This is a genomic window from Pseudonocardia sp. (assembly GCF_050246655.1).
GTDB lineage: Bacteria > Actinomycetota > Actinomycetes > Mycobacteriales > Pseudonocardiaceae > Pseudonocardia.
Genome location: NZ_JBFWVQ010000015.1, coordinates 1 through 25,850 on the forward strand (window position 1 = coordinate 1; position 25,850 = coordinate 25,850).

20 protein-coding genes are annotated in these 25,850 nt (G+C 74.8%); 9 read left to right on the forward strand and 11 right to left on the reverse strand.

The genetic code is table 11. The annotated features are described in order from the left end of the window. Positions 1 to 165: 165 nt before the first annotated feature. The 6 genes from AB7J25_RS07845 to AB7J25_RS07870 form a co-directional block, all read right to left on the reverse strand. The gene (locus AB7J25_RS07845) at positions 166 to 687 is read right to left on the reverse strand and encodes a PspC domain-containing protein (RefSeq protein ID WP_428506594.1); all 522 of its coding nucleotides are present in this window, start codon (positions 685 to 687) and stop codon (positions 166 to 168) included. Positions 688 to 1,941: 1,254 nt separating this feature from the next. Further along, positions 1,942 to 3,861, reverse strand: a complete 1,920-nt coding sequence (locus AB7J25_RS07850; RefSeq protein WP_428506596.1) for a sensor histidine kinase — start codon at positions 3,859 to 3,861, stop codon at positions 1,942 to 1,944. After that, positions 3,854 to 4,549 (reverse strand): response regulator, encoded by a 696-nt coding sequence (locus AB7J25_RS07855; RefSeq protein ID WP_428506598.1) that lies wholly within the window; start codon positions 4,547 to 4,549, stop codon positions 3,854 to 3,856. Before AB7J25_RS07855 ends, AB7J25_RS07850 begins: the two co-directional genes overlap by 8 nt. Before the next feature lie 139 nt (positions 4,550 to 4,688). After that, on the reverse strand, positions 4,689 to 6,068 hold the full coding sequence (locus AB7J25_RS07860) for a cation:dicarboxylate symporter family transporter (RefSeq protein ID WP_428506600.1): 1,380 nt from the start codon (positions 6,066 to 6,068) through the stop codon (positions 4,689 to 4,691). 164 nt (positions 6,069 to 6,232) lie between these two features. Beyond that, a complete protein-coding gene (locus AB7J25_RS07865; RefSeq protein WP_428506602.1) occupies positions 6,233 to 6,889 on the reverse strand; it encodes a response regulator in 657 nt (218 codons plus the stop codon). A 119-nt stretch (positions 6,890 to 7,008) separates the two neighbouring features. Further along, complete coding sequence (locus AB7J25_RS07870; protein ID WP_428506604.1) at positions 7,009 to 7,512, reverse strand: winged helix-turn-helix transcriptional regulator; 504 nt, start codon at positions 7,510 to 7,512, stop codon at positions 7,009 to 7,011. An 82-nt stretch (positions 7,513 to 7,594) separates the two neighbouring features. Here AB7J25_RS07870 and AB7J25_RS07875 point away from each other — a divergent pair, with 82 nt between their 5' ends. After that, positions 7,595 to 9,100, forward strand: a complete 1,506-nt coding sequence (locus AB7J25_RS07875) for an MFS transporter (RefSeq protein WP_428506606.1) — start codon at positions 7,595 to 7,597, stop codon at positions 9,098 to 9,100. Here the strand turns inward: AB7J25_RS07875 and AB7J25_RS07880 are convergent. Genes AB7J25_RS07880 through AB7J25_RS07900 form a run of 5 tightly spaced genes read right to left on the reverse strand, consistent with a single transcriptional unit; the run spans position 9,046 to position 14,895 of the window. Further along, the gene (locus AB7J25_RS07880) at positions 9,046 to 9,918 is read right to left on the reverse strand and encodes an SGNH/GDSL hydrolase family protein (RefSeq protein ID WP_428506608.1); all 873 of its coding nucleotides are present in this window, start codon (positions 9,916 to 9,918) and stop codon (positions 9,046 to 9,048) included. The genes AB7J25_RS07875 and AB7J25_RS07880 overlap by 55 nt on opposite strands. Positions 9,919 to 9,951: 33 nt before the next feature. After that, the gene (locus AB7J25_RS07885) at positions 9,952 to 11,091 is read right to left on the reverse strand and encodes an amidohydrolase family protein (RefSeq protein WP_428506609.1); all 1,140 of its coding nucleotides are present in this window, start codon (positions 11,089 to 11,091) and stop codon (positions 9,952 to 9,954) included. After that, a complete protein-coding gene (locus tag AB7J25_RS07890) occupies positions 11,088 to 12,446 on the reverse strand; it encodes a glutamine synthetase family protein (protein WP_428506611.1) in 1,359 nt (452 codons plus the stop codon). The genes AB7J25_RS07885 and AB7J25_RS07890 overlap by 4 nt, the downstream gene beginning before the upstream one ends. Positions 12,447 to 12,449: 3 nt before the next feature. Beyond that, positions 12,450 to 14,189 carry an AMP-binding protein gene (locus AB7J25_RS07895; protein WP_428506613.1) on the reverse strand — a complete coding sequence of 580 codons (1,740 nt, stop codon included), beginning with the start codon at positions 14,187 to 14,189 and terminating at the stop codon, positions 12,450 to 12,452. Positions 14,190 to 14,244: 55 nt separating this feature from the next. After that, positions 14,245 to 14,895, reverse strand: coding sequence for a TetR/AcrR family transcriptional regulator (locus AB7J25_RS07900; protein ID WP_428506615.1), 651 nt, complete (start codon positions 14,893 to 14,895; stop codon positions 14,245 to 14,247). Between the two features lie 75 nt (positions 14,896 to 14,970). Here AB7J25_RS07900 and AB7J25_RS07905 point away from each other — a divergent pair, with 75 nt between their 5' ends. The 8 genes from AB7J25_RS07905 to AB7J25_RS07940 form a co-directional block, all read left to right on the forward strand. Further along, positions 14,971 to 16,122 (forward strand): acyl-CoA dehydrogenase family protein, encoded by a 1,152-nt coding sequence (locus tag AB7J25_RS07905; RefSeq protein ID WP_428506617.1) that lies wholly within the window; start codon positions 14,971 to 14,973, stop codon positions 16,120 to 16,122. A gap of 31 nt (positions 16,123 to 16,153) precedes the next feature. After that, the gene (locus tag AB7J25_RS07910; protein WP_428506733.1) at positions 16,154 to 17,728 is read left to right on the forward strand and encodes an AMP-binding protein; all 1,575 of its coding nucleotides are present in this window, start codon (positions 16,154 to 16,156) and stop codon (positions 17,726 to 17,728) included. Then, on the forward strand, positions 17,725 to 19,323 hold the full coding sequence (locus AB7J25_RS07915; protein WP_428506619.1) for an acyl-CoA carboxylase subunit beta: 1,599 nt from the start codon (positions 17,725 to 17,727) through the stop codon (positions 19,321 to 19,323). The genes AB7J25_RS07910 and AB7J25_RS07915 overlap by 4 nt, the downstream gene beginning before the upstream one ends. Positions 19,324 to 19,420: 97 nt before the next feature. Next, the gene (locus tag AB7J25_RS07920) at positions 19,421 to 21,445 is read left to right on the forward strand and encodes a biotin carboxylase N-terminal domain-containing protein (RefSeq protein ID WP_428506621.1); all 2,025 of its coding nucleotides are present in this window, start codon (positions 19,421 to 19,423) and stop codon (positions 21,443 to 21,445) included. Then, positions 21,442 to 22,941 carry a class I adenylate-forming enzyme family protein gene (locus tag AB7J25_RS07925; RefSeq protein ID WP_428506623.1) on the forward strand — a complete coding sequence of 500 codons (1,500 nt, stop codon included), beginning with the start codon at positions 21,442 to 21,444 and terminating at the stop codon, positions 22,939 to 22,941. The genes AB7J25_RS07920 and AB7J25_RS07925 overlap by 4 nt, the downstream gene beginning before the upstream one ends. A 35-nt stretch (positions 22,942 to 22,976) precedes the next feature. Beyond that, a complete protein-coding gene (locus tag AB7J25_RS07930) occupies positions 22,977 to 23,696 on the forward strand; it encodes an enoyl-CoA hydratase/isomerase family protein (RefSeq protein WP_428506735.1) in 720 nt (239 codons plus the stop codon). A gap of 2 nt (positions 23,697 to 23,698) precedes the next feature. Beyond that, on the forward strand, positions 23,699 to 24,493 hold the full coding sequence (locus tag AB7J25_RS07935; RefSeq protein WP_428506625.1) for a TIGR03084 family metal-binding protein: 795 nt from the start codon (positions 23,699 to 23,701) through the stop codon (positions 24,491 to 24,493). Continuing rightward, the coding region (locus tag AB7J25_RS07940; RefSeq protein WP_428506627.1) for an acyclic terpene utilization AtuA family protein at positions 24,490 to 25,850 on the forward strand (1,361 nt) is incomplete at its 3' end. The genes AB7J25_RS07935 and AB7J25_RS07940, both read left to right, overlap by 4 nt.

The window sequence follows — 25,850 nt, forward strand, 5'->3', positions numbered from 1 at the left end:
ACATCGGGGCGATCCTGCCGCTCATCGCGTCCGCGGAGTCCGACATGAACCGCGACCACGGGACCGTGCAGGAGCGCGCCCAGGCCGTGCAGTACGGCTTCGACCGCGGCCTGTCCGGGTGCAGCGGCTACTTCCCGGACACGCCGCTCGTGGTCTGACCGGCGATCAGGTCGAGCGCTTCACCTTCCGCCCGATCTCGTCGACGCTGCTGGTCACGGCGGTGGAGAGGCCCTCGGCGAGCCGTCCGGCGGACTCCCGCACCTCGGGGGTCCGCAGCCGGTCGCCCGCCTCGGTGGCGGCGCGGTCCACGGCGTCCAGCGGCGAGCGCGGCTTCTCCCGCCCCGGCTCGGCCTGCGGCGACGGGGTCCGCACGGCGCCGACGAGGTTGCGCAGCTCGTCACCGACGGCGTTCCACGCCTGCTTCGGGTCGACCGGTACCGGCGACGGGTTGTAGAGCCGGGCCGTCGGGGCGGCACCGCTCGTCGTGGACGGTGCCGGCCCCGGGATCACGACCCAGGCGATGAGGTAGGCCAGCAGCACGAGGCCCGACGAGAAGATCCCGAGCACGACCACGGCGATCCGGACGAGCAGCGGGTCCACGCCGAAGCGTTCGGCGAGACCGGCGCAGACCCCGCCGAGGAGACGGTTCGAGCTGCGGCGAAGCGGGGTGGGTTCGTGGGTGTCCATGTGACCAGCCTGGCCGCCCCGGCGGCGGGGCGCCAGCACCGGTGGGCCCGGTGCGGGGCGGCGATGGTCCCGGGCTGGGCCCGGGCGGTGCTGACCGTCGCGCTGTGCTCACTGCCTCGCGCTGTGCACGCCGTCGCGCCGTGCACACGGTCGCGCGCCGTGCGTACGGTCGCGCGCCGTGCACACCCCGACGCGCGCCGTGCGTACTGTCGCGCGCGGTGCACACCCCGACGCGCGCCGTGCACACCGTCGCGCGCCGTGCGTACTGTCGCGCGCGGTGCACACCCCGACGTCGCCGTGCATACGTCCGACGTGTGCACGCGCCACCGGCGGTGTGCACCGTCGCGCGGGGTGTGTGCCAGCCGCCCGTCGACGCCGCCGCGGCCCCGCCCCCGCGGCCCCGACCCCGCGGCCCCGACCCGCGCTGCCGGCACACCCGGTCGCGGTCACGGCCCCGGCCCGGGTCACGGCCGGCGGTTGCAGCCCGCGGCCCGGCACCCCGCGGCCCGGCGCCCCTCGCGGCCCCGGCCCCGCGGTGGTCGCACACAGCCCGTGGTGCTCGCACATGCTGCCGGCGGTGTGTGCCAGCGCGCGGGGGTGTGGGCGACCGCTCGCACGAGTGTGCCGCCGCGCGGGCCCGGCCGCTGTGGCCTCGACACCCGCGGCTCCGACCCACGGTGCCGGCACACCTTGTCGCGGTCGGGGCCCCGCAGCCCCCGCAGTCCGCGGCCCGGCACTCCTCGCGGCCCCGGCTCCGAGGTGCTCGCACACAGCGTGCGGTGCTCGCACATGCTGCCGGCGGTGTGTGCCGCCGCGTGGGGGTGTGTGCGACCGCTCGCACGTGTGTGCCGCCGCGCGGGCCCGGCCGCCACGGCCCCCAACTCCCGCGGCTCCGACCCTCGGCGCGCCGGCACACCCTTCTCGCGGTCGCGGTCGCGGTCGTGGTCCCGACGCCCGGCCCCCGCAGCCCGCGCCGCCCGACCCGCGCCGCCCGACCCGCGCCGCGCGGCGCGGGCCTCGGTGGTCGCACACAGCGTGCGGTGCTCGCACATGCCGCCGGCGGTGTGTGCCGCCGCGTGGGAGTGTGTGCCACCGCTCGCACGTCTGTGCTGCCGCGCGGCACCCCACTGTCTCGGCACCCACGCTTTTCGCACGTGTGTGCCACGACGCACCCGGACCCACTGCGGCGGCACACGCTGCTCGCACGGTGACGTCCTGTGCGCGGGGACGGCCCGCGGCCGCCGGATCCCGGCGTCACCGCGGGAGAAGGTGCTCCTCGCGGTGGCGGGGCAGGTGCACGGTGAAGACCGCGCCGCCGGTCCCGAAGTCCCCGCCGGAGCAGCCGTTGCGGGCGGTGACCGTGCCGCCGTGGCGGCGGACCGCCTGCGCCACCAGGGCGAGCCCGAGGCCGCGGCCGTGCAGGCGCCCCGGCCCGCCTTCCGCCGCGCCGGCCGGGCCTACCGCGCCCGCCGGGCCCGCCGCGCCTACCGCGCCGGCCGAGCCCACCGCGCCCGCCGCACTCGCCGCGCCGGCCGCACCCGCCGAGCCCACCGCGCCCGCCGCACTCGCCGCACTCGCCGCGCTAGCCGCACCCACCCCGTCGGCCGCGCCGGCCGGGCCCGCCGCGCCTGCGATACCCACCGCACCCGCCGGGCCCACCGCGCCTGCGACACCCGCCGCACCCACCCCGCCCGCCTTGGTCGACCACCCCCGGTCGAAGGCGCGGTCGGCATCGGCGAGCCCCGGCCCGCTGTCGGTGATCTCGAGGTGCAGCGCCGACCCGTCCGGTTCGGCCGCGAAGCGGACCCACGGCCGCTGCGCACCGGCGGACGGCTCGGTCGAGGCCGTCACGGCCGCGGCGTCGATCGCGTTGTCCAGCAGGTTGCCCACGATGGTGACGAGGTCGCGCGGGTCCGTGCTGCCCGCCGGGAACTCCACGTCGTGGTCGACGTGCAGCTCCACACCCCGCTCGGCGGCCTCGGAGTGCTTGCCCAGCACGAGCGCGGCGACGGTGGGCTCGCCGATCCCGCCGAGGACGAGATCGGTGAGGGCCTGGGTCTGCGCGAGCCGCCCGGTGGCGAACTCGACCGCCTCCTCGGGACGGCCGAGCTCGATGAGGGAGACGACGGTGTGCATCTGGTTGGCCGACTCGTGGGCCTGGGCACTCAGCGCGTCGGCGAACCCCCGGATGGTCTCCAGCTCGCTGACCAGGGCGCGCAGCTCGGTGTGGTCGCGCAGCGTCACGACGGTGCCGAGGTGGTGGCCGGCCCAGCGGGCGGCCGCCTGGTTGACGACGACCACGCGGTCGCCCGCGAGGAAGATCTCGTCGGTGCGGTCGGCGCCGGTGGCCAGGGCCGCGCCGAGGGCGTCGGGGAGCCCCGCGCCGTCCACGGGCCGCCCGACGGTGTCGGCGGGCAGGGCGAGCAGCCTGCGGGCCTCGTCGTTCATGAGCTGGACGCGGCCCGCGCGGTCGAGCAGCAGCAGGCCCTCGCGGACGGCGTGCAGGACGGCGTCGTAGTACTCGTACATGCGGCTGAGCTCGCGCGGCCCGAGGTCGTGGGTGGATCGTCGCAGCCAGCGGCTCGCGAACCAGGAGCCCGCGCCCGCGATGAGCAGCGCGACCACCGTCGTCCCGATGAGGATCGGCAGCTGGCGGGTCATCTCGGCGCTGACCCGGCTCACCGTCTGCCCGACCGCGACGAGCCCTCGCACGTCGCCTGCCGCGTCCCGCACGGGAACGACGGCGCGCACGGACGGGCCGAGGGTGCCGGGGAAGACCTCGGTGACGGTCTCGCCGCGGGTCGCGGGCTCGATGGTGCCGAGGAAGTGCTGCCCGATGAGCGCCGCGTTCGGGTGGCTGTAGCGGATGCCGCCGGTCGACATGACCACGACGAAGGACGTCTGGGTCTCCACCCGGATCCGCTCGGCGAGCGGCTGGAGCTCCGCGGCCGGGTCGGGCGTGCCGAGCGCGGCGAGGACGGCGGGATCGGCGGCGAGGGTGCGGGCGACGCCGAGCACCTCGTCGCGGGCCGCGTCGGAGTTGGCGGTGTCGGCGTTGAGGTAGGCGGCGATCCCGGCGCCGACCAGCACCGCCAGGATGATCACGGCCTGGAGGGCGAAGAGCTGCGTCGCGACGCTCCAGCCGGACGGTCGCAGCGTGTGCGGCTCAGCCATCGCGGCCGCCGTCGTCGGGCCACGTGTACTCCAGCTCCGGGCGGCCAGCCCCCTGGTAGCGGGCGCGGCGGTGCACGAGGCCCGTCTCGACTAGGTGTTCGAGGTAGCGGCGGGCGGTGACGCGGGAGACGCCCAGGTCCGCGGCGACCTCGGCCGCGGACATCGCACCCCGACCCCGGATGGCGGCGACGACGGCCCGCAGCGACTCCTCGCTGATCCCCTTGGGCGGCGCGGTGAGGCCTTCCCGGGCGTCGCGCAGCTCGCCGACCAGGGCGTCCACGTCCTTCTGGGCGACGAGCGGCTCGCCCTCCTCGGCGCGCCTGCGGAAGGCGCGGTAGGCCTCCAGCCGCTGCCGCACGCTCGCGAACGTGAACGGCTTGACGAGGTAGTGGGTGACGCCGAAGGCGACGGCGGCGCGCACGACGGCGAGGTCGCGGGCCCGGGTGACCGCGACGACGTCGACGGTGTTCCCGGCGCCGCGCAGCCGCCGCAGGATGTCCAGCCCGGTGGTGTCGGGCAGGTGGATGTCGAGGAAGACGAGGTCCGCGCCACCGGTGGCGAGCCGCTGCAGCGCCTCGCGGCCGGTGCGCGCGTGCCCGGCGACGGTGAACCCCGGGACCCGCTCGACATAGCTGGTGAGGGCCTCGGCGGACAGCGGGTCATCCTCGACGTTGAGCCCGCCGAACACGAACCCCCCCGTTCGCTGGCTGGTTCTGCGGGTGACGATCGGGATGGGGGGGCGCGGGGTGCCCGACGGCGCCGCGGGCCGGCGCCGCGGGCTGCGGCGCCGGCGCGCGGCCGGGCGGGAACGAGCGGGCACGGACCGGTCAGGTGCGGGCGGGCTCGCGGTCGGCGGTGACGCGCGGCGGGTCCCCGGACTCCTCCTCGGCGGGGTCCTCGTCGATCATCGTGGCCTCGTCGAACGGCTCCTCGCCGGAGAGCACCCGGCGGGCCTTGGCCTGGTCGAACTCGCCGACCCACTTGCCGATGAGCAGGGTGGCGACGGCGTTGCCGGAGAAGTTGGTCAGCGCGCGGGCCTCGGACATGAACCGGTCGATCCCGACGATGAGGCCGACGCCGTCGACGAGGTCGGGCCGGTGGGCCTGCAGGCCGCCCGCCAGGGTCGCCAGCCCGGCGCCGGTGACACCCGCGGCCCCCTTCGACGCGATGATCATGAAGAGCAGCAGCGAGACCTGCTCGCCCACCGACAGCGGGTCGCCGAGGGCGGCGGCGATGAACAGCGACGACATGGTCAGGTAGATCGCCGTGCCGTCCAGGTTGAAGGAGTAGCCGGTGGGGACGGTGATGCCGACGACGGGCCGCGAGACGCCGACGTGCTCCATCTTCGCGATCAGCCGCGGCAGCGCGGACTCCGACGACGACGTCGAGACGATCAGCAGGTACTCGCGGGCCAGGTAGCGGAAGAGCGAGAAGATCCCGATGCCGGTGACGCTGCGCAGCAGCAGGCCGAGCACGATCACGACGAACAGGAAGCACGTGAGGTAGAAGCCGAACATGATCTGGCCGAGGGCGGCCAGCGCGCTCCATCCGGTGGCGCCGACGACGGCGGCGATCGCGCCGAACGCGCCGATCGGGGCCACCCACATGATCATGGCGAGGACCCGGAAGACGACCTTCTCCACCAGCTTGACGCCGCGCAGCACCGCCTGGCCGGGCTTGCCGATCGCCTGCACCGCGAAGCCGATGAGCAGCGCGACGAACAGCGTCTGGAGCACGGACTCGCCCGTGAGCGGGGAGAACAGCGTGGTCGGGATGATGCCGAGCAGGAAGTCGACGGTGCCCTGCGCCTCGCCGGCCGCGGCCTTCTCGGCGGCGCTGCGGGTGGCGTCGGTGACGACGAGACCCTCGCCGGGGTGCAGGACGTTGCCGACGACCAGGCCGATGATCAGCGCGACCGTGGACATGGCGAGGAAGTAGCCCAGGGCGAGCCCGCCGACCTTGCCGACCGTGGCGGCCTTCCGGATCGAGCCGATCCCCAGCACGATCGTGCAGAAGATGATCGGCGAGATCATCATCTTGATCAGGTCGATGAACGCGGTGCCGAGCGGCTTCAGCGCCACGCCGACCGACGGCCACGCGAAGCCGACGACGATCCCCGCGAAGACGGCGACGATGACGGCGATGTAGAGGTAGTGGGTGCGGTCGGCCCGGCGTCCCGGCGGGCTCGAGGTGGTGGGTGCGGACACGTGCCCTCCGGTGGCTCGACGGCTTCGGCGATGCCGCCCCTATGGAGCGGCGATGCGACGGAGCATCGGGCAGGCCGGTGTCCAAGGCACCGTTGCGTACATAGAGTTCACCGACTGCGCCGATCCCACACACGTGATCGCGCTCGGGGAGGGTTCGGGGAGGATTACGACTGGCGCGGCCCGCCAGGGCGCCGCTGGGCGGCGTAGACCGCGGCCTCGGTGCGCCGGGAGAACCCGAGCTTGTGCAGCAGCGAGGAGACGTAGTTCTTCACGGTCTTCTCCGCCAGGTGCAGCTCGGTGCCGATCTGGCGGTTGGTGAGCCCGTCCGCGATGAGGCCGAGGATGCGCTGCTCCTGCGGGCTCAGCGAGTCGTAGCGGGGGTCGGACGGCTCGTCGCCGCGGCGCAGCCGCTCCAGCACGAGGGCGGTGGCGCGGGGGTCGAGCAGCGATCCGCCTGCCGCCAGGGTGCGCACGGCGCCGACGAGGTCGACCCCGGTGACCTGCTTGAGCAGGTAGCCCGCCGCGCCCGCCATGATCGCGCCGAAGAGTGCCTCGTCGTCGGAGTACGAGGTGAGCATCAGGCACGCGGGCGGCGGGACCACCGACGAGCGCAGCTCGCGGCAGACCTCGACGCCGCCGCCGTCGGGCAGCCGGACATCGAGGATGGCGACGTCCGGGCGCAGGGCGGGGACGCGCGCGAGGGCCTGTGCCGCGGTGCCGGCCTCGCCGACGACCTCGATGTCGTCCTCGGACTCGAGCAGCTGCGCGATGCCGCGACGGACGATCTCGTGGTCGTCGAGCAGGAAGACGGTGATCGGCATGGCGGCCCCCCGGGCGGACGAGCGGACGGGCCTCACGCTACGCGCCGTACGACCCGTGGGCGCGCGGCGGGTGACCCGGATGGGCGGGTCGTTCGACCCTTCCCGACCCGGCCCGTCGATCAGGGGACAGGGGTCAGCAGGCGGTGCGGTGCGCGCAGGGCCACGCTGACGGGGTCCACGCGACGGTGGGACGCGCCGGGGCCGGGGTGCACCTCGACATCGGCGGGCGCGGGCCGCACCCCGCACGCCGGGCAGCCCGCGACCTCGTCGAGCGGCGTACCGCACGCGGCGTGGACGAACCGGCGGCGCGGGCCGGCGGGGGAGTGGTGGCGGTCGCCCCAGCGGGCCAGTGCGTAGAGCACGGGCCACAGGTCGGCACCCTTCTCGGTCACGCGGTACTCATGGCGCTCCTCGTCACGCTCCAGCACTCCGGCGGCGACGAGATCGGCGAGCCGCGTGGCGAGGACGGCGCGGGAGATGTCGAGGTGGGTGAGCAGGTCGGTGAACCGGCGGACCCCGAAGAAGCAGTCGCGCAGCACGAGCAGCGTCCAGCGCTCGCCGACGACCTCGAGTGCGCGGGCGAGCGAGCAGTCCTGGTCCGCGTAGTCCCTGCCGAGTGCCACGTCACCCATCGTCCCACAGTTGGTCTGTTGAACGAACCGCCGAGCTGTGGTTCGGTGAACAGACCGACTGAGGAGGTCGCCGGTGGAGCCGTCGCAGCAGCAGGTCCTCGCCGTCGCAGGGGCGGGGACGGCGCTCGCCACGATCGTCTACACGACCCCGCTGGCCACGCTGGCCGGGACCGCGGCAGGCCTCGGTTCCGGCCAGGCGGGCCAGGCGTGGATCCTCAGCTCGATGAGCCTCGGCGTTGCCGTCGCGATGATCCCGGCCGGGGCGCTCGGCGACGCCCACGGCCGGCGCCGCGTGTTCGTCGCGGGGGCGCTCCTGCTCGCCGCCACCGCCGTCGTCGCGGCCGTCGCGCCCTCCACCGCGGCCCTCGTCCTCGCCCGCATCGGTCACGGCCTGGGCGCGGGGGCCCTGCTCGCCTGCGGCCTCGGCCTGGTCGGGCACGCCTTCCCGGCGGGGCCCGAGCGGGTCCGCGCCACCGGCATCTGGGGCGCGTGCCTCGGCGTGGGCATCTCCGTGGGCCCGCTGCTCGCCGCGGGGCTGGAGGTCCTGCGGGACTGGCGCGCGGCGTACTGGCTGATCGCGGTGCTCGCCGTGGCGCTTGCCGCCGCGGCACTGCGGTGGCTCCCGTCCCCTGACGCGCGAACGGCACGAACGGGAAATAGGTCTTCCCGTATGGGCCGTTCGCGCGGCCCGAGCGGCCCGGTTGCCCCGGCTGCCCCGGTTGCCGCAGCCACCCCGGCCCGCGCGGGCGGCGTCGACCTCCCCGGCACCCTGCTGCTGGGCTCCGCGCTCGCCGCGCTGCTCGCGGGGCTCGTGCTCGCCCGCACCGGCGGGCCCGGCCCTGCCGTCGCGCTGCTGGGCGCCGGCGCCGTTCTCGTCACGGCGTTCGCGCTGGTCGAGGCGCGCCGCCGCAGGCCGCTGCTCGACCTGCGCCTGTTCCGCAGGAGCACGAACCCTGACCTCGTCGGGGCCACCGTCGCCGCGCTGGCCAACGGTGCCGGGGTGATCGCCGCGATGTCGTTCCTGCCGACGGTCCTGCAGCGCGGTCTCGGCCGCGGCGTCCTGCTCGCGGCGGTCGTGCTGCTGGCCTGGTCGGCCACGAGCGCCGTCGCGGCGCTGCTGGCCCGCCACCTGCCGGACCGCTTCTCCCCGCGTGCCCAGCTCGTCGCGGGGCTGCTCGGCGTCGCAGCGGGTCTGGTGCTGCTCACCGGCCTCGACGGCAGCTCCGGCCCGGCCCGGCTGCTGCCGGGGCTCCTCCTGGCGGGCCTCGCGAGCGGGGTGCTCAACGCCGCGCTTCCCCGGCAGGCGGTGGCGAGCATGCCGCCCGGTCTCGCGAGCGTCGGCAGCGCCATCAACAACACCGGCCGCTTCGTCGGTGCCGCGGTGGGGATCACGGCCGTCGCGCTGCTCGCCGCCCATCCCGCGCCCGCCGCGATCGTCGCGGGCTGGGACGCCGCGGTGCTGGTGACGGCCGCGATCTCCGTGCTCGGCGCCGTGGCCGTCGCGACGTGCCGCCCGCTTCCGGATCAGCCGAGCAGCGGCGTGATCGCCGGTTCCCAGAGCGTGGCGAAGGCCGCGTAGCCCTCCTCGTTCGGGTGCACACCGTCCTCGGCCATCGTGTCCTGGTCGGTCCAGAACGGAGCGTCCGTGGCGACGGCCGACACCCCTTGCGCGACGGCGATCTCCGTCGCGACCTGCGCGAGCCGCTGCGCGAGCGCCGACATGCGCGTCACCTCCTCGGCGGTCACGTTCGGCAGCAGTTCCTGCAGGCGCGACACGTCCGCGACCCCGGGCCGCAGCGACTGGTCGTCCGGCAGCCCGACGACGACCGCCGCGCCCGCCTCGCGCAGCTCGCGCACCGTGCGGTCCAGGTTGGCGCGGTAGGTGGTGACCACGGCCTCCTCGTCCGCCGCGGGCGCCGGGTCCTCGGTGCTGTTCTGGTAGACGTACCAGAGGTCGTTCGACCCGATCAGGACGGTCGCGAGCACCGGGCTGCCGGCCGCGGCCCGCGCCGTCTCGACGGCCTGGGGGAGCTGGCCGTCGGTGCTGCCAGGGCCGCTGCTGCCCTCGACCATCATCGTGGAGTCCCACCCGGACTGGCCGAGGTTGACCAGCGTCGTGCCCTCGCGGCCGGGGAGTGCGCCGATCGTCTCGGCGAGCCGCCCGGCGTACCCGACGCCCGTGTCGTCGCCCTGGCCCGCGGTGAGGCTGTCGCCGAGGGCGATCAACGTGACCGGGCCCGCCGCAAGGGTGCCGGTCGTGCCGGTGGTGATCGGGGCGCCCGCGGGCGGTGCCGCCGCGGGACCTCGCCCGACGGCGGAGGAGACCCAGCTCGCGCACCCGGTGAGAAGCGCGGTCGCGAGCAGGGTCAGCGTGACGGCGATCACCCGGGTACGCATGGCGTCACCCTGCCAGACCCGCTGAAGGGCGCCTCACAGCCGGTAGACGCGCTCGGCGTTCCCCCGCCCCACCATCGTCGCGACGCGCTGCGCGTCCGCGGCCGACCAGTCGCCGTCGCGGACCCACTCGCCGAACGTCGCCGTGATCGCCCGCCGCCACAGCACGGCGCCGAGGTGGTGCAGCTCCGCGGGCCCCCAGGCGTCCGAGGAGTAGAGCAGCTTCGCGAACGGGGCGAGCTCGAACGACTCGGCGAGCACGGCGCGGCTGCGCGCGCCGACGTGGTTGAGCGCGAGCCCGACGTCCATGTGCACGTTCGGGAACGCCTGGGCCAGGTAGGCCGCCTCGCGGTGGTACGGATAGCAGTGCAGGAGCATCACCGGGACGGCGGCGACCTCGGGCAGGCGCAGGAGGTCCAGCAGCAGCACGGGGTTCGCGCGGTGCAGGTCGAGGTCCCGGTCGCCCAGGCCGGTGTGCAGCTGCAGCGGCAGCCCGCAGCGCAGCGCCGTGTGCAGGCCGTGGCGCAGCAGGACCGGGTCGGTCAGCCGCCCCCCGCCCGCGCCGATCCAGCGGGCGGCCGCCACCGCGACCTGGCGGGGATCGGGGCGGGTCAGGTCGATGTCGAACCCGGCGCGGTACGCGAGCACGCTCTTCACCCCGGCCGCGCCCCGGGTGGCCTGCGCCAGCTGCGCGCCGAAGGTGTCGGCGTAGTCCCGGCCCGCGGGTGCCCGCGCGGCGACCTGCTCGGCCACCGCCTCGATCCGGACGATCTCGCGCACCGCACCGCCGGACGCCGCCGCCAGCGCCGCGGGATCGAGGACGGCGTCGGCGGCGTAGCCGGTGTCGACCAGCCAGTCCGACACCCCGGCGGCCCGCAGGAACCGCGCGGTCACCTCGGCCGTGCCGAGTTCGGTGCGCCGGGCCCAGTAGCGGTCGGCGGGCGTGTGCGGGGGCAGGTCCAGCAGCGGCGCGCACCAGCGGCGGATCGCGAAGCCCACCGGCGAGTCGAACTGTGTCGTGCCCGCCGGGGCAGGCTCCGGGGAGCCCTCGTTGAGGTGCATCTCGAACGCGGCCCGATCGATCTCGGTCGTGAACGCGCCGTGCACGTGGTGGTCGATCAGCGGCAGGGCGGCGATGCGGTCGGCGAGGTCGTCGAGTTCGGCGGGCGCGCTCACACCGACCACGTGAACCGGAACCGCTCGGCGACCCCGGCCACGTCGGCGTCCCCGTAGGTCTCCCGCTCGTGGTGGCGCACCGCGAGGAGCGCCGTGCGGATGTCGGGGCCGAGCAGCCGCTCTGCGAGCGGGGAGGCCTCCAACGCGGCGAGGACGGCGGCCTGCCCCGCTGGCAGCCGGGCGGTTCCGGGCACCTCGGCCGGGTTCACCGCGACCTCCTGTGGCAGCGGCAGGCCGCGGTCCACGCCGTCCGCGGCCAGCCCGAGCAGCGCGGCGGCCGCAAGGTACGGGTTCGCCGACGGATCGATGCACTTCAGCTCGACGCTCGCGCCGTGCGGGTTGCCCGGGGTGGCCGCACACAGCCGCACCGCCGCCTCGCGGTTCTCCAGACCCCAGCAGGCGAAGGCACCCGACCAGTACCCGGGCTGGAGCCGGTGCGGCGAGAGCACCGAGCCGGAGAACACGCCGATCAGGTCGGCCAGGCCCGCGACGATCCCGCCGATCGCCGCGCCGCCCTCGCGGGTGAGGCCGTGCGGCCCGTCGCCGCCGGAGAACAACGGTCGGTCGTCCCGGTGCAGGGACAGGTGCAGGTGCGCGCCGTTCCCGGCGCCGTCCGCGAACGGCAGCGGGGAGAACGACACCGCGAGGTCGTGGCGGCGGGCGACCCGGCCGGCCAGTGTCCGCGCCAGGACGACGCCGTCCGCCGCGGCGAGCGGGTCGGCGGGCGGCAGCGAGAGCTCCAGCTGGCCGGCGCCGTACTCGGCATGCACCTGCTCGACGGGCAGGCCCGCCGCGGCGAGCGCCGCGAGGAGCTCCTGCACGAACGCCTCGAGGTCCAGGAGCGGACCGAGCCCGTAGGCGTTCCAGGGGTGCCCGACCCGTTCGGTGACGACGAACTCCAGCTCGGCCCCCACCCGCGCGACGATCCCGCGCTCCTCGAGGCCGGCCTGCGCCCGCCGCAGGAGCCCGCGGGTGCACACCGGGGCGGGGGTGCCGTCCTGGGTGGTCATCTCGGTGGGTGCCCACGCGAGCCCGCCCTCCAGGACGCGCAGGGCGGTGAGATCGGCGCGCAGCCGCAGGTCGCCGACAACCCCGAACCCCGGCCGGAACGCGATCGCGTTGTCGGTGCAGAAGACGTTCCAGCTCGGCGAGGCGCCCATGCCGCCGACGTGGAACGCACCCGTCCGCGCCACCGGGACGGCCTTCGCGCGGATGACGCCGGCGGGGTCCACGACCGTGCCGCAGAGCAGCTGCACGTCGTGCACGGCGAGCCGCTCCTCGACCGCGGTGATCGCGTCCTGGTCGAGGACCGGCAGGGCGCGCGGGGTGGGGTCCGGTGTCGATGTCGAGGTCACGCGCTAGTCGTACAGGTTCGTGTACGCCTCGCGCAGCCGGTACTTGAGCACCTTTCCGCCGACGGTCTCGGGCAGCGCGTCGGTGAACACCACGGCCTTCGGCGTCTCGTACCCGGCGAGGCGTCCCCGGCAGAACGCGACGACCGCCTCCGCGTCCGGCTGCGCCCCGGGCCGCGGCACGACGACGGCGGTGACGGCCTCGCCCCACCGCGCGTGCGGCAGCCCGACGACGGCGGCCTTCGCGACGCCCGGGTGCTGGTGCAGGACCGCCTCGACGCGCAGGCTGGAGACGTTCTCCCCGCCCGTCTTCACGATGTCCTTGAAGCGGTCCACCATGATCCGCAGCCCGTCGTCGTCGACGACGGCGGAGTCGCCGGAGTGGAACCAGCCGCCCCGGAAGGCCTCCCGTGTGGCGTCCGGGTCGCGGTAGTACCCGGCGGTCATGACGGGGGAGCGGTAGACGGCCTCGCCCGGCTCGCCGCGCACCGGCTCGCCGGACTCGTCGACGACGTCCGACGCGAGCAGGCCGCAGGGCACGCCCACGTAGTTGACCGCGGGCGCGGTGCGGGCGTGCACGTCGGGCCAGGCGGTGGGCCAGAAACGGTGGCAGGCGATGGCCTCGGTCTGCCCGAAGATGCCGAGCGTGACGAAGCCCGGCGCGGCTCGCGCCTCCAGGCGCGCCAGCAGCTCGGGCGCCAGCGCGCCCCAGCCGTAGACGAGCGTGGTGAGGGACGAGACGTCGAGCCCGGGGCGGGCGTCGAGCTCGGCTGCCAGCGCGGCGACGAACTGCGGCGAGCCCGCCCACAGCGCCGTGACGGCGTGCGCGGCGACGGCGTCGACGACCGCGCCTGGCAGCGGGCGGCGGCCCAGCACGAGCGTGCCGCCCGCGAGGAACGCGGAGTAGGTGAAGAGCGCGTCGCCGACGTGGTAGATCATCGGCAGGAACGTGGCAACCCGCAGGTCGGTCTCGTGGCGCAGCCCGCGGGTGAGCGAGAGCGCGAAGTTCAGCCCGGCGAGCTGCACCGCGCCGTGCGAGAGCATCACGCCCTTGGGCAGTGCGGTGGTGCCCGAGGTGAACAGCAGTTGGACGATGTCGTCGCCGTGGATCTGCACGTCCGGTTCGGTGTCGGGATGCCCGTCGAGCAGCGCGCCGAACGCGGGGCTGCCTGCCACCGGGTCCCCGCCGACGGTGATCGTGGCGCCGACGCGCAGCCCGGTCGCGTTCGCGACGGGCGCCAGCCGCGGCCACAGCTCGGCGTCGACGATCGCGAGGCCGGGCTCGGTGAGCCGCACGAGGTGCTCCACGACGTCCGGCGCGAGGCCCGGGTTCAGCGGGACGGCGACCATTCCGGCCTTCGCGATCCCGACCTTGGCGAGGAACGCCTCGACCGTGTTCTCGCAGAACAGCAGCACCCGGTCCCCGGGAACGAGCCCCGCGGCGGCGAGCGCATGGGCGAGCCGGTTCGCGACGGCGTCGGCCTCCCGGTAGGTGACGCACGCGAACCGCTCCTCGCCGCAGGCCCCGTCGGCAGCCACGATCGCCGCCTGGTCCGGGCGGCTCCAGGTGAGCCGCTCGAAGACGTCGCCGATCGAGGTGCGCTCCCAGCGGTGGACGGCGCGACGGCCGCGCAGCGTCTCGGCGTCGATCGCCGTCGCGTCCGGGAGGGCGGTGCCGTGGGTGCGGAGCGGGAGTCCGGCAGCCCCACCCGCTGCCGCTGTCGCTGCTGCTGTCGCTGCCGCCATTGCTGGTCCCTTCCCGCCGGTGCCGGCTTCCAGCATCCCGTGAGCCTGCTCACTCTCACAAGGGTTGAGTGAACACAAATTCACTTCGTGACGGCTCGACGCCGAGGCAGCCGTGGGCCATGACGTCGAGCAGGGCGGCGAGCCGCCCGGGGGCGAGGCCACTGCGGAAGAACAGCGTCGACTGCACCGCGCCGATCGCTGCGTGGACGGCGAGGCGCAGCTCGCCGTCCGCGAGGTCGCGGCGCAGCGGGGCCAGCGCGTGCACCCAGTCCTCGACGTAGTGGCGCTGGCGACGGCGCAGCGCGCGGCGCTGCTCCTCGGGCAGGTTGTGGATCTCGCGGTGGTAGACCGCGAGGATTTCCCGGTGCTCGATCGCCACCCTGATGTGGTCTCTGACCAGGCCGGACAGCGCCTCGCGATCATCGCTCGCCGCCGCGAGGACGGCGGCGGCGCCGTCGGCGAGGCGGGTCATCCCGCGGTCGAGGAGTGCGACCAGGATGGCGTCCTTGTTCGGGAAGTGGCGATAGACCCCCGAGCCGACGATGCCCGCCTCCGCACCGATGTCGGCAAGGCCGATGTCGTGGAAGCCGCGGCGGGACGCCAGCTCGGCGGCGGCGGCGAGGATCCGCTCGCGACGGTCGGGATCGGGTCTGCGGCGGCGGGCCGACGGTGCCGAGGACGCTCCCGAGGACGCTGCGGCGGTCATCTGGCCATCATGGCAGCCACCCGCTACGGTGCACCATGAGTGAACCAGAAATCACCGTGCTCACCGGGGAGCGGCATGGACGTGACCGAGAGTGACGTGATGCGCGACCTCCGTGCCGCGGTGGGGGCGATCGCCACCCCGTACGGGGGGCGCTACTACGTCGAGCACGCCCGCGCGGGCCGCGAGTGCACCGAACTGTGGCACGCCCTGGGCGATGCCGGGTTCGTCGGTGTCAACGTCCCCGAGGAGTACGGCGGCGGCGGTGGCGGGCTCGCCGAGCTCACCGTCGTCTGCGAGGAGATCGCCGCACGGGGCGCCCCCATCCTGCTGCTGCTCGTCACCGCCGCGATCTCGGCGGAGGTGATCGCGGAGTTCGGCAGCGACGAGCAGCGCACGCGGTGGCTGCCGGGCCTCGCGAGCGGGCGCGCGAAGGTCGTCTTCGCGATCACGGAGCCCGACGCCGGGTCCAACACCCACCGCCTCGCCACCACCGCCCGCCGCGAGGGGGACGAGTGGGTGTTGCGCGGCGAGAAGTACTACATCTCCGGCGTGGACACCGCCGAGGCGCTGCTGCTCGTCGCCCGCACCGGCCGCACCGACGAGGGGATGGCGCAGCTGTCGCTGTTCCTGGTGCCCACCGACGCGCCGGGCCTCACCGCCACGCCGCTCCCGGTGGACGTGATGCTCCCGGAGAAGCAGTTCACCCTGCACGTCGACGAGGTGCGGGTGCCGGCGTCCGCGCTGGTCGGGGAGGAGAACCAGGGTTTCCGGCAGGTCTTTCACGGGCTCAACCCCGAGCGGATCACCGGCGCGGCGCTCTGCGTCGGCATCGCCCGCTACGCCCTGGACCGGGCCGCCCGGTACGCGCGCGAGCGCACGGTGTGGGACACGCCGATCGGCGCCCACCAGGGCGTCGCGCACGCCCTGGCGAAGGCCAAGATCGAGACGGAGCTCGCCGCGCTGATGACGCACCGGGCCGCCGCCCTGCACGACCGCGGTCTGCCCGCGGGCGAGGCGTCGAACATGGCGAAGTACGCCGCCGCCGAGGCCGCGATCGCGGCGGTCGACGCGGCGATGCAGACCCACGGCGGGAACGGCGTCTCCGCCGAGTTCGGCCTGCTGCCGTACTGGGGGCTGGCGCGGCTGCTGCGGATCGCGCCGGTGAACCGCGAGATGATCCTCAACTTCGTCGCCCAGCACAGCCTGGGCCTGCCACGGTCCTACTAGGCCTACGAGGGAGGCAGGCGTGGAACGGAACATGATCCAGCGGGTCAACGTCGCGGACGCGCTGGCCCGCGTCGCGTCCGCGCGTCCGGAGACCCCCGCGCTCGTCGACGGCGGGCGGCGCCTGACCTACGGCGAGCTCGACGCCTGGGTGAACCGGCTCGCCCGCGGGTTCGCCGCACGCGGCTACACCGCCGGGGACGCGCTCGCGATCGCCTCGGGCAACTGCGCGGAGTTCCTCGCGGTCTACTACGCCTGCGCGCGGCTCGGGGTGGTCTGCGTGCCGGTCAACCTCGGCTGGCGGGCCGACGAGGTCGCCTACGTGCTGGGGCACTCCGGTGCCCGGGGCATCGTGGTGGAGTCGCAGCTGGTCGGCGCCGTCGCGCCGGCGGTCACGAAGGTGTCCGACGTCGCGGACGTGGTCGTCGCGCCCGGCCTCGGCGCCGCCCACGACGAGGACCCGGCCGACCGCTTCTGGACGACGCTCGACGCGCTGCTCGCGGACGACGCGTCCCCCGTGGAGGTGCCGGTCGAGGACCGGGCGCCGCTGTCGTATCTCTACACCTCGGGGACCACGTCGTTCCCCAAGGGCGTGATCGGCACCCACCTCGCGATCCACCTGGAGTCGATGTCGGCGGCCCTGGACTCGGGCTGGCGCGCCGAGGACCGCTTCCTCGCGATGATGCCGATGTTCCACACGGCGCAGCTGAACGCCTTCTGCACGCCGGCGGTGGTCGTCGGTGCGACGATCGTGATCCACCGCGGCTTCGACCCGGCGGCGTTCCTCGACACGGTCGAGCGCGAGCGGATCACGCAGGTCTTCGGGTTGCCGATGATGTACCGCGCGGCGCTGGAGCACCCGTCGTTCGCCGGCCGGGACCTGTCGTCGCTGCGCCGGGCCGTCTACGCGATGGCGCCGATGCCGCGGGCGCAGATCCGGGCCTGCCTGGACGGGTTCGGCTGCGAGTTCGCGCTGCTGTTCGGGCAGACGGAGATGAGCCCGATCACCACGCTCTTCCGGCCCGAGCACCAGCTCAGCCACGTCGGCGCCGTCGGCACGCCGCTCACCGGCGTCCAGGTGGCGATCATGGCCGAGGACGGGACGCTGCTGCCGCGCGGGGAGACCGGCGAGATCGTCTACCGCGGGCCGTCGACGATGCAGGGCTACCTCGCGAACCCCGAGGCCACCGCCGAAGCCTTCCGGCACGGCTGGTTCCACTCCGGTGACGTCGGGCGCTTCGGGGAGGACGGCGTGCTGTGGTTCGCGGACCGGTTCAAGGACGTGATCAAGACCGGCGGGGAGAACGTCGCGTCGATCGAGGTGGAGCGGGCGGTGTACGACACCGAGCCCGCGGTGGCCGAGGTGGTGGTCGTCGGGCTGCCGCACGAGCGGTGGAGCGAGGCGATCACCGCCGTCGTCGTACCGAAGCCCGGTGCGACGATCGACGCGGAGGCGTTGCGCGCCCGGCTCAGGGAGCGGTTGGACGGCTACAAGGTGCCGAAGGCGGTGATCGTCGTCGACGAGCTGCCCCGCACGTCCACGGGGAAGATCCAGAAGAACGTCGTGCGGGAGCGGCACGCGGGCCATTTCCACGGGGGAGCCGCATGACCGTGCTCAAGTCCCAGCTCGACACCTCCTCCGCGACGTACGCGAGCAACCGCGCGGCCCAGCTGGAGGTGCTCGCCCAGCTGGACGAGGTGCTCGCGTCGGTCGTCGCGGGCGGCGGTGAGCGCTACATGCAGCGCCACCGCGACCGGGGAAAGCTGGCCGCCCGGGAGCGGGTGGAGCTGCTGCTGGACCCGGACAGCCCGTTCCTGGAGCTGTCCGCGCTCGCCGCGTGGGGCACGGAGTTCACCGTCGGCGCGTCGCTCCTCACCGGGATCGGGGTCGTGTCGGGCGTGGAGTGCATGGTGATCGCGCACGACCCCACCGTCCGCGGCGGCGCGATGAACCCGTACTCGCTGCGCAAGTCGCTGCGCGCGCTGGAGATCGCGCGGATCAACCGGTTGCCGGTGGTGAACCTGGTCGAGTCCGGGGGAGCGGACCTGCCCACCCAGCTGGACCTGTTCGTCCCGGCCGGGCGGATCTTCCACGAGCTGACGGAGCTGTCCGGGCTCGGCATCCCGACGGTCGCGATCGTCTTCGGCAACTCGACCGCGGGCGGCGCGTACGTGCCCGGCATGTGCGACCACGCCGTGCTCGTCGACCGGGGCGCGAAGGTGTTCCTCGGCGGCCCGCCGCTGGTGAAGATGGCCACCGGCGAGGAGTCCGACGACGAGTCGCTCGGCGGCGCCGAGATGCACAGCCGTGTCTCGGGCCTGTCCGACCAGTTCGCCGCGGACGAGCGTGACGCGATCCGGCTCGGCAGGCGCATCCTCGCGCGCATCAACTGGCGCAAGCTCGGGCCCGCGCCGTCGGCGAACCCGGCGCCGCCGCGCTACGACCCCGAGGAGATCCTCGGCATCGTCTCCGCCGACGTGAAGGTGCCGTTCGACCCGCGCGAGATCCTCGCCCGCACCGTCGACGGCTCGGAGTTCGACGAGTACAAGCCGATCTACGGCACCTCCCTCGTCACCGGCTGGGCGAGCCTGCACGGCTACCCGGTGGGCGTGCTCGCGAACCACCGCGGCGTGCTGTTCAGCGAGGAGGCCAAGAAGGCCACCGAGTTCATCCTGCTCGCCAACCAGACCGACACGCCCCTGCTGTTCCTGCAGAACACCACGGGCTACATGGTCGGCGCGGGCTACGAGCAGGGCGGGATCATCAAGGACGGTGCCAAGATGATCAACGCCGTCACGAACAGCACGGTGCCGCACGTGACGATCAACATGGCGTCGTCGTTCGGGGCGGGCAACTACGGCATGTCCGGGCGCGCGTTCGACCCGCGGTTCATGTTCGCCTGGCCCGGCGCCAAGCTCGCCGTCATGGGAGCCGCGCAGCTCGCCGGGGTGCTGTCGATCGTCGGGCGGGCGTCGGCGGCGTCGCAGGGCAAGCCGTTCGACGAGGAGGCGGACCGGCAGCGGACGGCGGCGATCGAGCGTCAGATCGAGACGGAGTCGCACTCGTTCGCCGTCACCGCCCGCGTCTACGACGACGGCATCGTCGATCCCCGGGACACCCGCACCGTGCTGGGGATGGCGCTGTCGGCCGTCCACTCCGACCGTGTCGAGGGCCGCCGCGGCTTCGGCGTCTTCCGGATGTGAGCGCCGTGCCCACCCGCGCATCCAGGACGAACGGCCCGTTCGTCCCACTCAGCTGGACGAACGGGCCACTCGTGCGCCTCGAGAGGAGCCGAGAGCCGTGATCGAGAAGCTGCTCGTCGCGAACCGCGGCGAGATCGCGGCGCGGGTGATGCGCACGGCGCACGCCCTGGGGATCGCGACCGTCGCCGTCCACTCCGACGCCGACGCGGACGCCCCGTTCGTCCGGCTCGCGGACGAGGCCGTCCGGTTGCCGGGCGTCGCGCCCGCCGAGACGTACCTGCGCGGCGACCTCGTGATCGCCGCGGCGCGGGCCACCGGCGCGGACGCGGTCCATCCGGGCTACGGGTTCCTCTCGGAGAACGCGGGGTTCGCCCGGGAGTGCGCCGCGGCCGGGCTCACGTTCGTCGGGCCGTCGCCGGAGGCCATCGCCGCCATGGGCGCGAAGCCGGAGGCGAAGGCGCTGATGGCGGCCGCGGGGGTGCCGGTGCTACCGGGCGCCACCGTGCACCCGGACACGGACCTCGCCGCGGCGGCGGAGGGCGCGAGCCCGTCGTTGAGCGAGCTGGCGGAGGGGATCGGGTTCCCCCTGCTGGTCAAGGCCGCGTTCGGCGGCGGTGGGCGCGGCATGCGGCTGGTGCAGGAAGGCGGGCCGGACGGCACGGCGCTGGTCGCGGCCGTCGAGAGTGCGCGGCGGGAGGCGGCGTCGGCGTTCGGCGACGGGACGGTGTTCCTCGAGCGGTACCTCGTCGATCCCCGCCACGTCGAGGTGCAGATCCTCGGCGACACCCACGGCGCCGTCGTGCACCTGTTCGAGCGTGAGTGCTCGATCCAGCGGCGCCATCAGAAGATCGTCGAGGAGTGCCCTTCCCCCGCCGTGGACGAGGCGCTGCGCGCGGAGCTGGGGGCCGCGGCGGTGGCGGCGGGCAAGGCGATCGGCTACGTCGGCGCGGGCACGGTCGAGTTCGTGCTGGACGCGCAGGGCCGGTTCTTCTTCCTGGAGGTCAACACCCGGCTGCAGGTGGAGCACCCGGTCACCGAGCTGGTGACGGGGCTGGACCTCGTGGAGCTGCAGCTGCGGATCGCCGAGGGCGAGGCGCTGCCCCCGGAGGTCACACACGCCCGGATCGACGGGCACGCGATCGAGGCACGCCTCTACGCCGAGGACGTGCCCGCCGGGTTCCTGCCCGCCACCGGCACGCTGCACCGCTTCCGGGTGCCCGCACTGCCCGGCGTGCGCGTCGACTCTGGCGTCACGGACGGCTCCGTCGTCGGCACCGCCTACGACCCGATGCTCGCCAAGGTGATCGCCCACGGCCGCACGCGCAGGGAGGCCGCCCGCACGCTCGCCCGCGCGCTCGCCCGCGCCGAGCTGCACGGCGTGACCACGAACCGCGACCTGCTCGTCGGCATCCTGCGCGAGGAGGAGTTCCGCGCCGGGCGCACCGACACGGGCTACCTCACCCGCCACGGTCCGGCCGCGCTGGGTGCCCCGGAGGGCGGGGGCGCGCGGCAGGCCGCCGCGGCGGCGCTGGCCCGCCAAGCCGTCCACCGGCGCGACGCCCGGGTGCTCGCCGGGCTGCCCTCGGGATGGCGCAACGTCCCCGGCGTGCCCCGGCACGTGGCCTACACCCGCGGCGGCGAGACGCTGGAGGTCACCTACGCGTTCCGCCGCGCCGGGCTGGAGCTGGCGGTGAACGGCGAGCCCCTCACGGCCGTGCTGGTCTCCGCGACGCCCGGGCACGTCGAGCTGGAGATCGACGGGATCCGGCGCGCGTACGACATCCATCTCCGTGACGGCGTGGCGTACGTGGACGGGGCGGACGGCTCCGCCGCGCTCGTCGAGGTGCCCCGCTTCGCCGACCCGGACGCGCTCGCCCACGCCGGCTCCCTGCTCGCCCCCATGCCCGGCGCGGTGGTGCGCGTGCTCGCCGGGCCGGGCGACGTGGTCGCGGCCGGAACGGCGCTGGTGGTGCTGGAGGCCATGAAGATGGAGCACTCCGTCACCGCCCCGGTGGACGGGGTGGTCGCCGAGGTGCACGTCGCGCCGGGCGACCAGGTCGACACCGGGCAGGTGCTGGCCGGTATCGAGCTGGTCGACACCGTCGAGGAGGACGAACAGTGAACATCGCCACCCTGCTGCGGTGCAGCGCCGCGGACGCCGCAGGCCGCACGGCGCTGCGGCTGGACGACACCGAGATCGGCTACGGCGAGCTCAGCGAGCAGGCCGGCCGCTTCGCCGGGTACCTGCGCGCGGTCGACGTCGCACCGGGGGAGCGGATCGGGTTCCTCCTGCCGAACTGCCTGGAGTACCTGCCCGGTGTCCTCGGGACGTGGCAGGGGGGTGCGGTCGCCGTCCCGCTCAACGTGCTCTTCCCGGACGCGCCGCTGCGCCACGCCGTCACCGACAGCGGCGCCACCCGCGTCGTCACCACCCCGGTCGAGGCGGACCGGCTGAAGTCGCTGCTGGGCGAGCGCTGCCCGGAGATCCTCACCACCGGCCCGGGCGGCTCCTTCGCCGCCGCGCTCGCGGCCCACGCCCCGGTGCACGACGTCGTCCCCCGGCTGGACGGCGACGACGCCCTGCTGATGTACACCTCCGGCTCCACCGGCGTGCCCAAGGGCGTGCGCCAGACCCACCGCAACACCTGGGCGCAGGTCGAGGGCGTGGTCGACCTCTACGGGATCGGCCCGGACGACCACGTGCTCAACCGCATGCCGCTGTTCCACGTGGGCGGGCTGCAGCTGGCGAGCCTGACGATCCTCGCCCGCGGTGGCGAGATCACGTTCATGCCGCGCTGGGACGCCGCGACGTGGATCGACCTCGCGCAGCGGCTGCGGCCCACGTACGGCGGGCTGATCTCCACGATGATGATCGACGTCGGCAACCGGACCGTCGACAACCCCGTGGTGCTGGACTCGTTCCGGATCTGCATGTTCGGCGGCTCCCGCACGCCGACCGCCGCGATCGAGCGGCTGCGAGCCGGCACCGGGATCGCGGGCGTGGAGATCTACGGGCAGACCGAGCAGAGCGGGCTCGTCGTGTCCTACGCCCCGGGCGAGCAGCGGCGCCCGGACTCGATGGGGCGGCCCCTGTCGCAGATCGTGCGCACCCGCCTCGTGCCGCCGGACGGTGGCCCGGAGCTGGAGCCGGGCGACCCCGGCGTCGGCGAGCTGTGGGTGCGGGGGGACGCGGTCACGCCGGGGTACTGGGGGATCGACGTGCCCGAGAAGTGGGTCGACGGCTGGTTCCGCACCGGCGACCTCATGTCCCGCGACGCCGACGGCTACCTGTACTACGTCGACCGGATCGACGACATGATCGTCACCGGTGGGGAGAACGTGTTCCCGCAGATGGTGGAGGAGCACCTCGCGAACCACCCGGACCTGGCCGAGGTCGCGGTGATCGGCACGGCGCACGAGCGCTGGGTCGAGCAGGTGACGGCGGTCGTCGTCGCGCGGCGTGCCGATCTCACCGTCGACGAGATCGCGCGCTGGTGCGCCGAGAACCCGGACCTGCGCGGCATCCACCGGCCGCGGCGCATCGAGATGGTGGACGCCCTGCCGCGCACCGGCAGCGGCAAGCTCAACCGACCGGAGCTGCGAAGGATGTTCCCGTGAGCGTCCGCTACGAGGTCGTCGACGGCGTCGCCTGGATGACGATCGACCGTCCCGAGGCGCGCAACGCGCTGTCGAAACAGGTCCGGGAGGGGCTGTGGGCGGGCACGCGGCGGTTCGTCGCGGACGACGCCGCGGCCGTCCTCGTCCTCACCGGGGCGGGGGAGAAGGCGTTCTGCGCGGGCGGGGATCTCCACGAGATGGCCGAGACGGCGCTGGCGATCCCACCGCCGGACTTCCTGCCGCAGTTCGGACGCAACATCGACGTGCCGAAGCCGACGATCGCCGCCGTGAACGGGGTGGCGTACGCGGGCGGGTTCCTCCTGGCCCAGCATTGCGACCTGGTCGTGGCCGCGGAGCACGCCCGGTTCGCCGTCAGCGAGGTGAAGGTGGGCCGCGGATCGCCGTGGGCGGCGCCGCTGTCCTGGCTCGTGCCGCCACGGGTGGCGCTGGAGATCCTGCTCACCGGCGATCCGCTCGACGCGCGCCGCGCGTACGAGGTCGGGCTGGTCAACGCCGTCGTCCCGGCGGGGTCGCTGCGGTCGCACGTGCAGGAGCTGGCGCAGCGGATCGCGGCGAACGCGCCGCTGTCGGTGCGGGCGGCCAAGCGCACCGCATACCTGTCGGCCGAGTGCGGGCGCGGCGAGGCGTACGCGCGCGCCGAGGAGATCTGGGCGCCGGTCTACCGGTCGGCGGACGCGCAGGAGGGGCCGGCGGCGTTCCGCGCGAAGCGCGCCCCGGTCTGGACGGGGAGGTAGCCGTGCCGGTCTCGATGGCGGCGCTGGCCGAGGACCTGGCCGCGGAGTCCGCCGAGCTGCGCGGGATCCTCGCCGGGCTCGCTCCCGCGGACTGGGCGCGGCCGACGCCCGCGCAGGGCTGGTCGATCGCCGACCAGGTGTCGCACCTGGCGTACTTCGACGACGTCGCCGTGCAGTCCGCCGTCGAGCCGGACGCCTTCCGCGCCTACCTGGCGGAGATCGTGGCCGAGGGCGGGGTCAGCCCGGACACGATCGCCGCGCGGTACCGATCGATGCCGGGTGCGGAGCTGATGGCGTGGTTCGACGCGTCGCGGGCCCACCTGCTGGCCGCTTTCCGCGGCCTGGACCCGGGGCTGCGCGTGCCCTGGTTCGGGCCGCCGATGAGCGCGGCGTCCTCGCTCACCGCGCGGATCATGGAGACCTGGGCGCACGGGCAGGACGTCGCGGACACGGTGGGGGCGGTCCGGGAGCCGACCGGGCGGTTGCGGCACGTCGCGCACATCGGCGTCGGGGCGCGGGCGTTCAGCTACGCCGTGCACGGGCGGGAGCTGCCCTCCGCCCCCGTCCGGGTCGAGCTGCTGGCGCCGGACGGGTCGACGTGGGCTTGGGGGCCGGCGGACGCGCCGGATCGCGTCGCCGGTCCCGCCCTGGACTTCTGCCTCGCGATCACCCAGCGCCGTCACCGCGACGACCTCGCGCTGGAGGTCGTCGGGCCGCACGCGCGCGAGTGGATGGAGATCGGGCAGGCGTTCGCGGGCGAGCCCGGTTCCGGGCGCAGGCCGGGGGCGTTCTCGTGAGCCGCCCCGTCCGGATCGCCAACTGCTCGGGCTTCTACGGCGACCGGCTCGCCGCGGCGGCCGAGATGGTGTCCGGCGGCGACATCGACGTCCTGACCGGGGACTACCTCGCCGAGCTGACGATGCTGATTCTGGCGAAGGCGCAGGCCAAGGACCCGGGTGGCGGCTACGCGAGGACGTTCGTGACACAGGTGGAGCAGGTCCTCGGGACGTGCCTGGAGCGCGGGATCCGGATCGTCGCGAACGCGGGCGGGCTGAACCCCGCCGGGTGCGCGGCCGCGGTGCGCGACGTGGCGGCGCGGCTGGGGCTCGCGGCGTCGGTGGCCCACGTGGAGGGCGACGACCTGCGGGGGGCGCTGTCCGCCGTGGTGCCCGCTCCCGAGGGCAAGCCGGTGTCGGCGAACGCCTACCTGGGCGGCTGGGGCATCGCCGCGGCCCTGGGGGCGGGCGCTGACGTCGTCGTGACGGGGCGGGTCACCGACGCGTCGCTGGTGGTGGGCCCGGCGGCGTGGTGGCACGGCTGGGCCGTCGACTCCTGGGACGCGCTGGCCGGGGCCGTCGCGGCCGGGCACGTGATCGAGTGCGGGCCGCAGGCGACCGGGGGCAACTACCCGTTCCTGGACGAGATCACCGACCGGCGCTATCCGGGGTTCCCGATCGCGGAGGTCTCCGCGGATGGCTCGTCGGTGATCACGAAGCATCCCGGTACCGGTGGCCTCGTCTCGGTCGGGACGGTGACCGCCCAGCTGCTCTACGAGATCGGCCCGCCCGCCTACCTGGGCCCGGACGTGGTGGCGCACGTCGACACCGCGCGGCTCGCGCAGGTCGGCGAGCACCGGGTGGAGATCTCGGGGACGCGCGGCAGCCCCCCGCCGGAGACGCTCAAGGTGGCCCTCAACGACGCCGGCGGCTACCGCAACACGATGACGCTCGTGCTCACCGGGCTCGACGTCGAGGCCAAGGCGGCGCGCGCCGAGGCGCTGCTGTTCGAGGTCCTCGGCGGGCGGGAGCGGTTCGCCGAGGTGGACGTGCGGCTGCTGCGCTTCGACCGGCCCGACGCGCCGACCAACGAGCAGGCCACCGCGCACCTGCGCATCACGGTCAAGGACCCGGACCCCCGCACCGTCGGGCGGGCGTTCTCCAACGCGACGATGGAGCTCGCGCTGGGCGGCTACGCGGGGTTCCACACCACCACTCCGCCCACCGCGGAGTCGGCGTACGGGGTCTACCGGCCCGCGGCGGTGCCACGGTCGGCGGTCGAGCACGCCGTGGTGCTGCCCGGCGGGGAGCGGCGGGTGATCGGGGATCCGCCGACGGTTGCTTCGGACGTTCCGGTCGGCGGGGGTGCTCCGGTTGC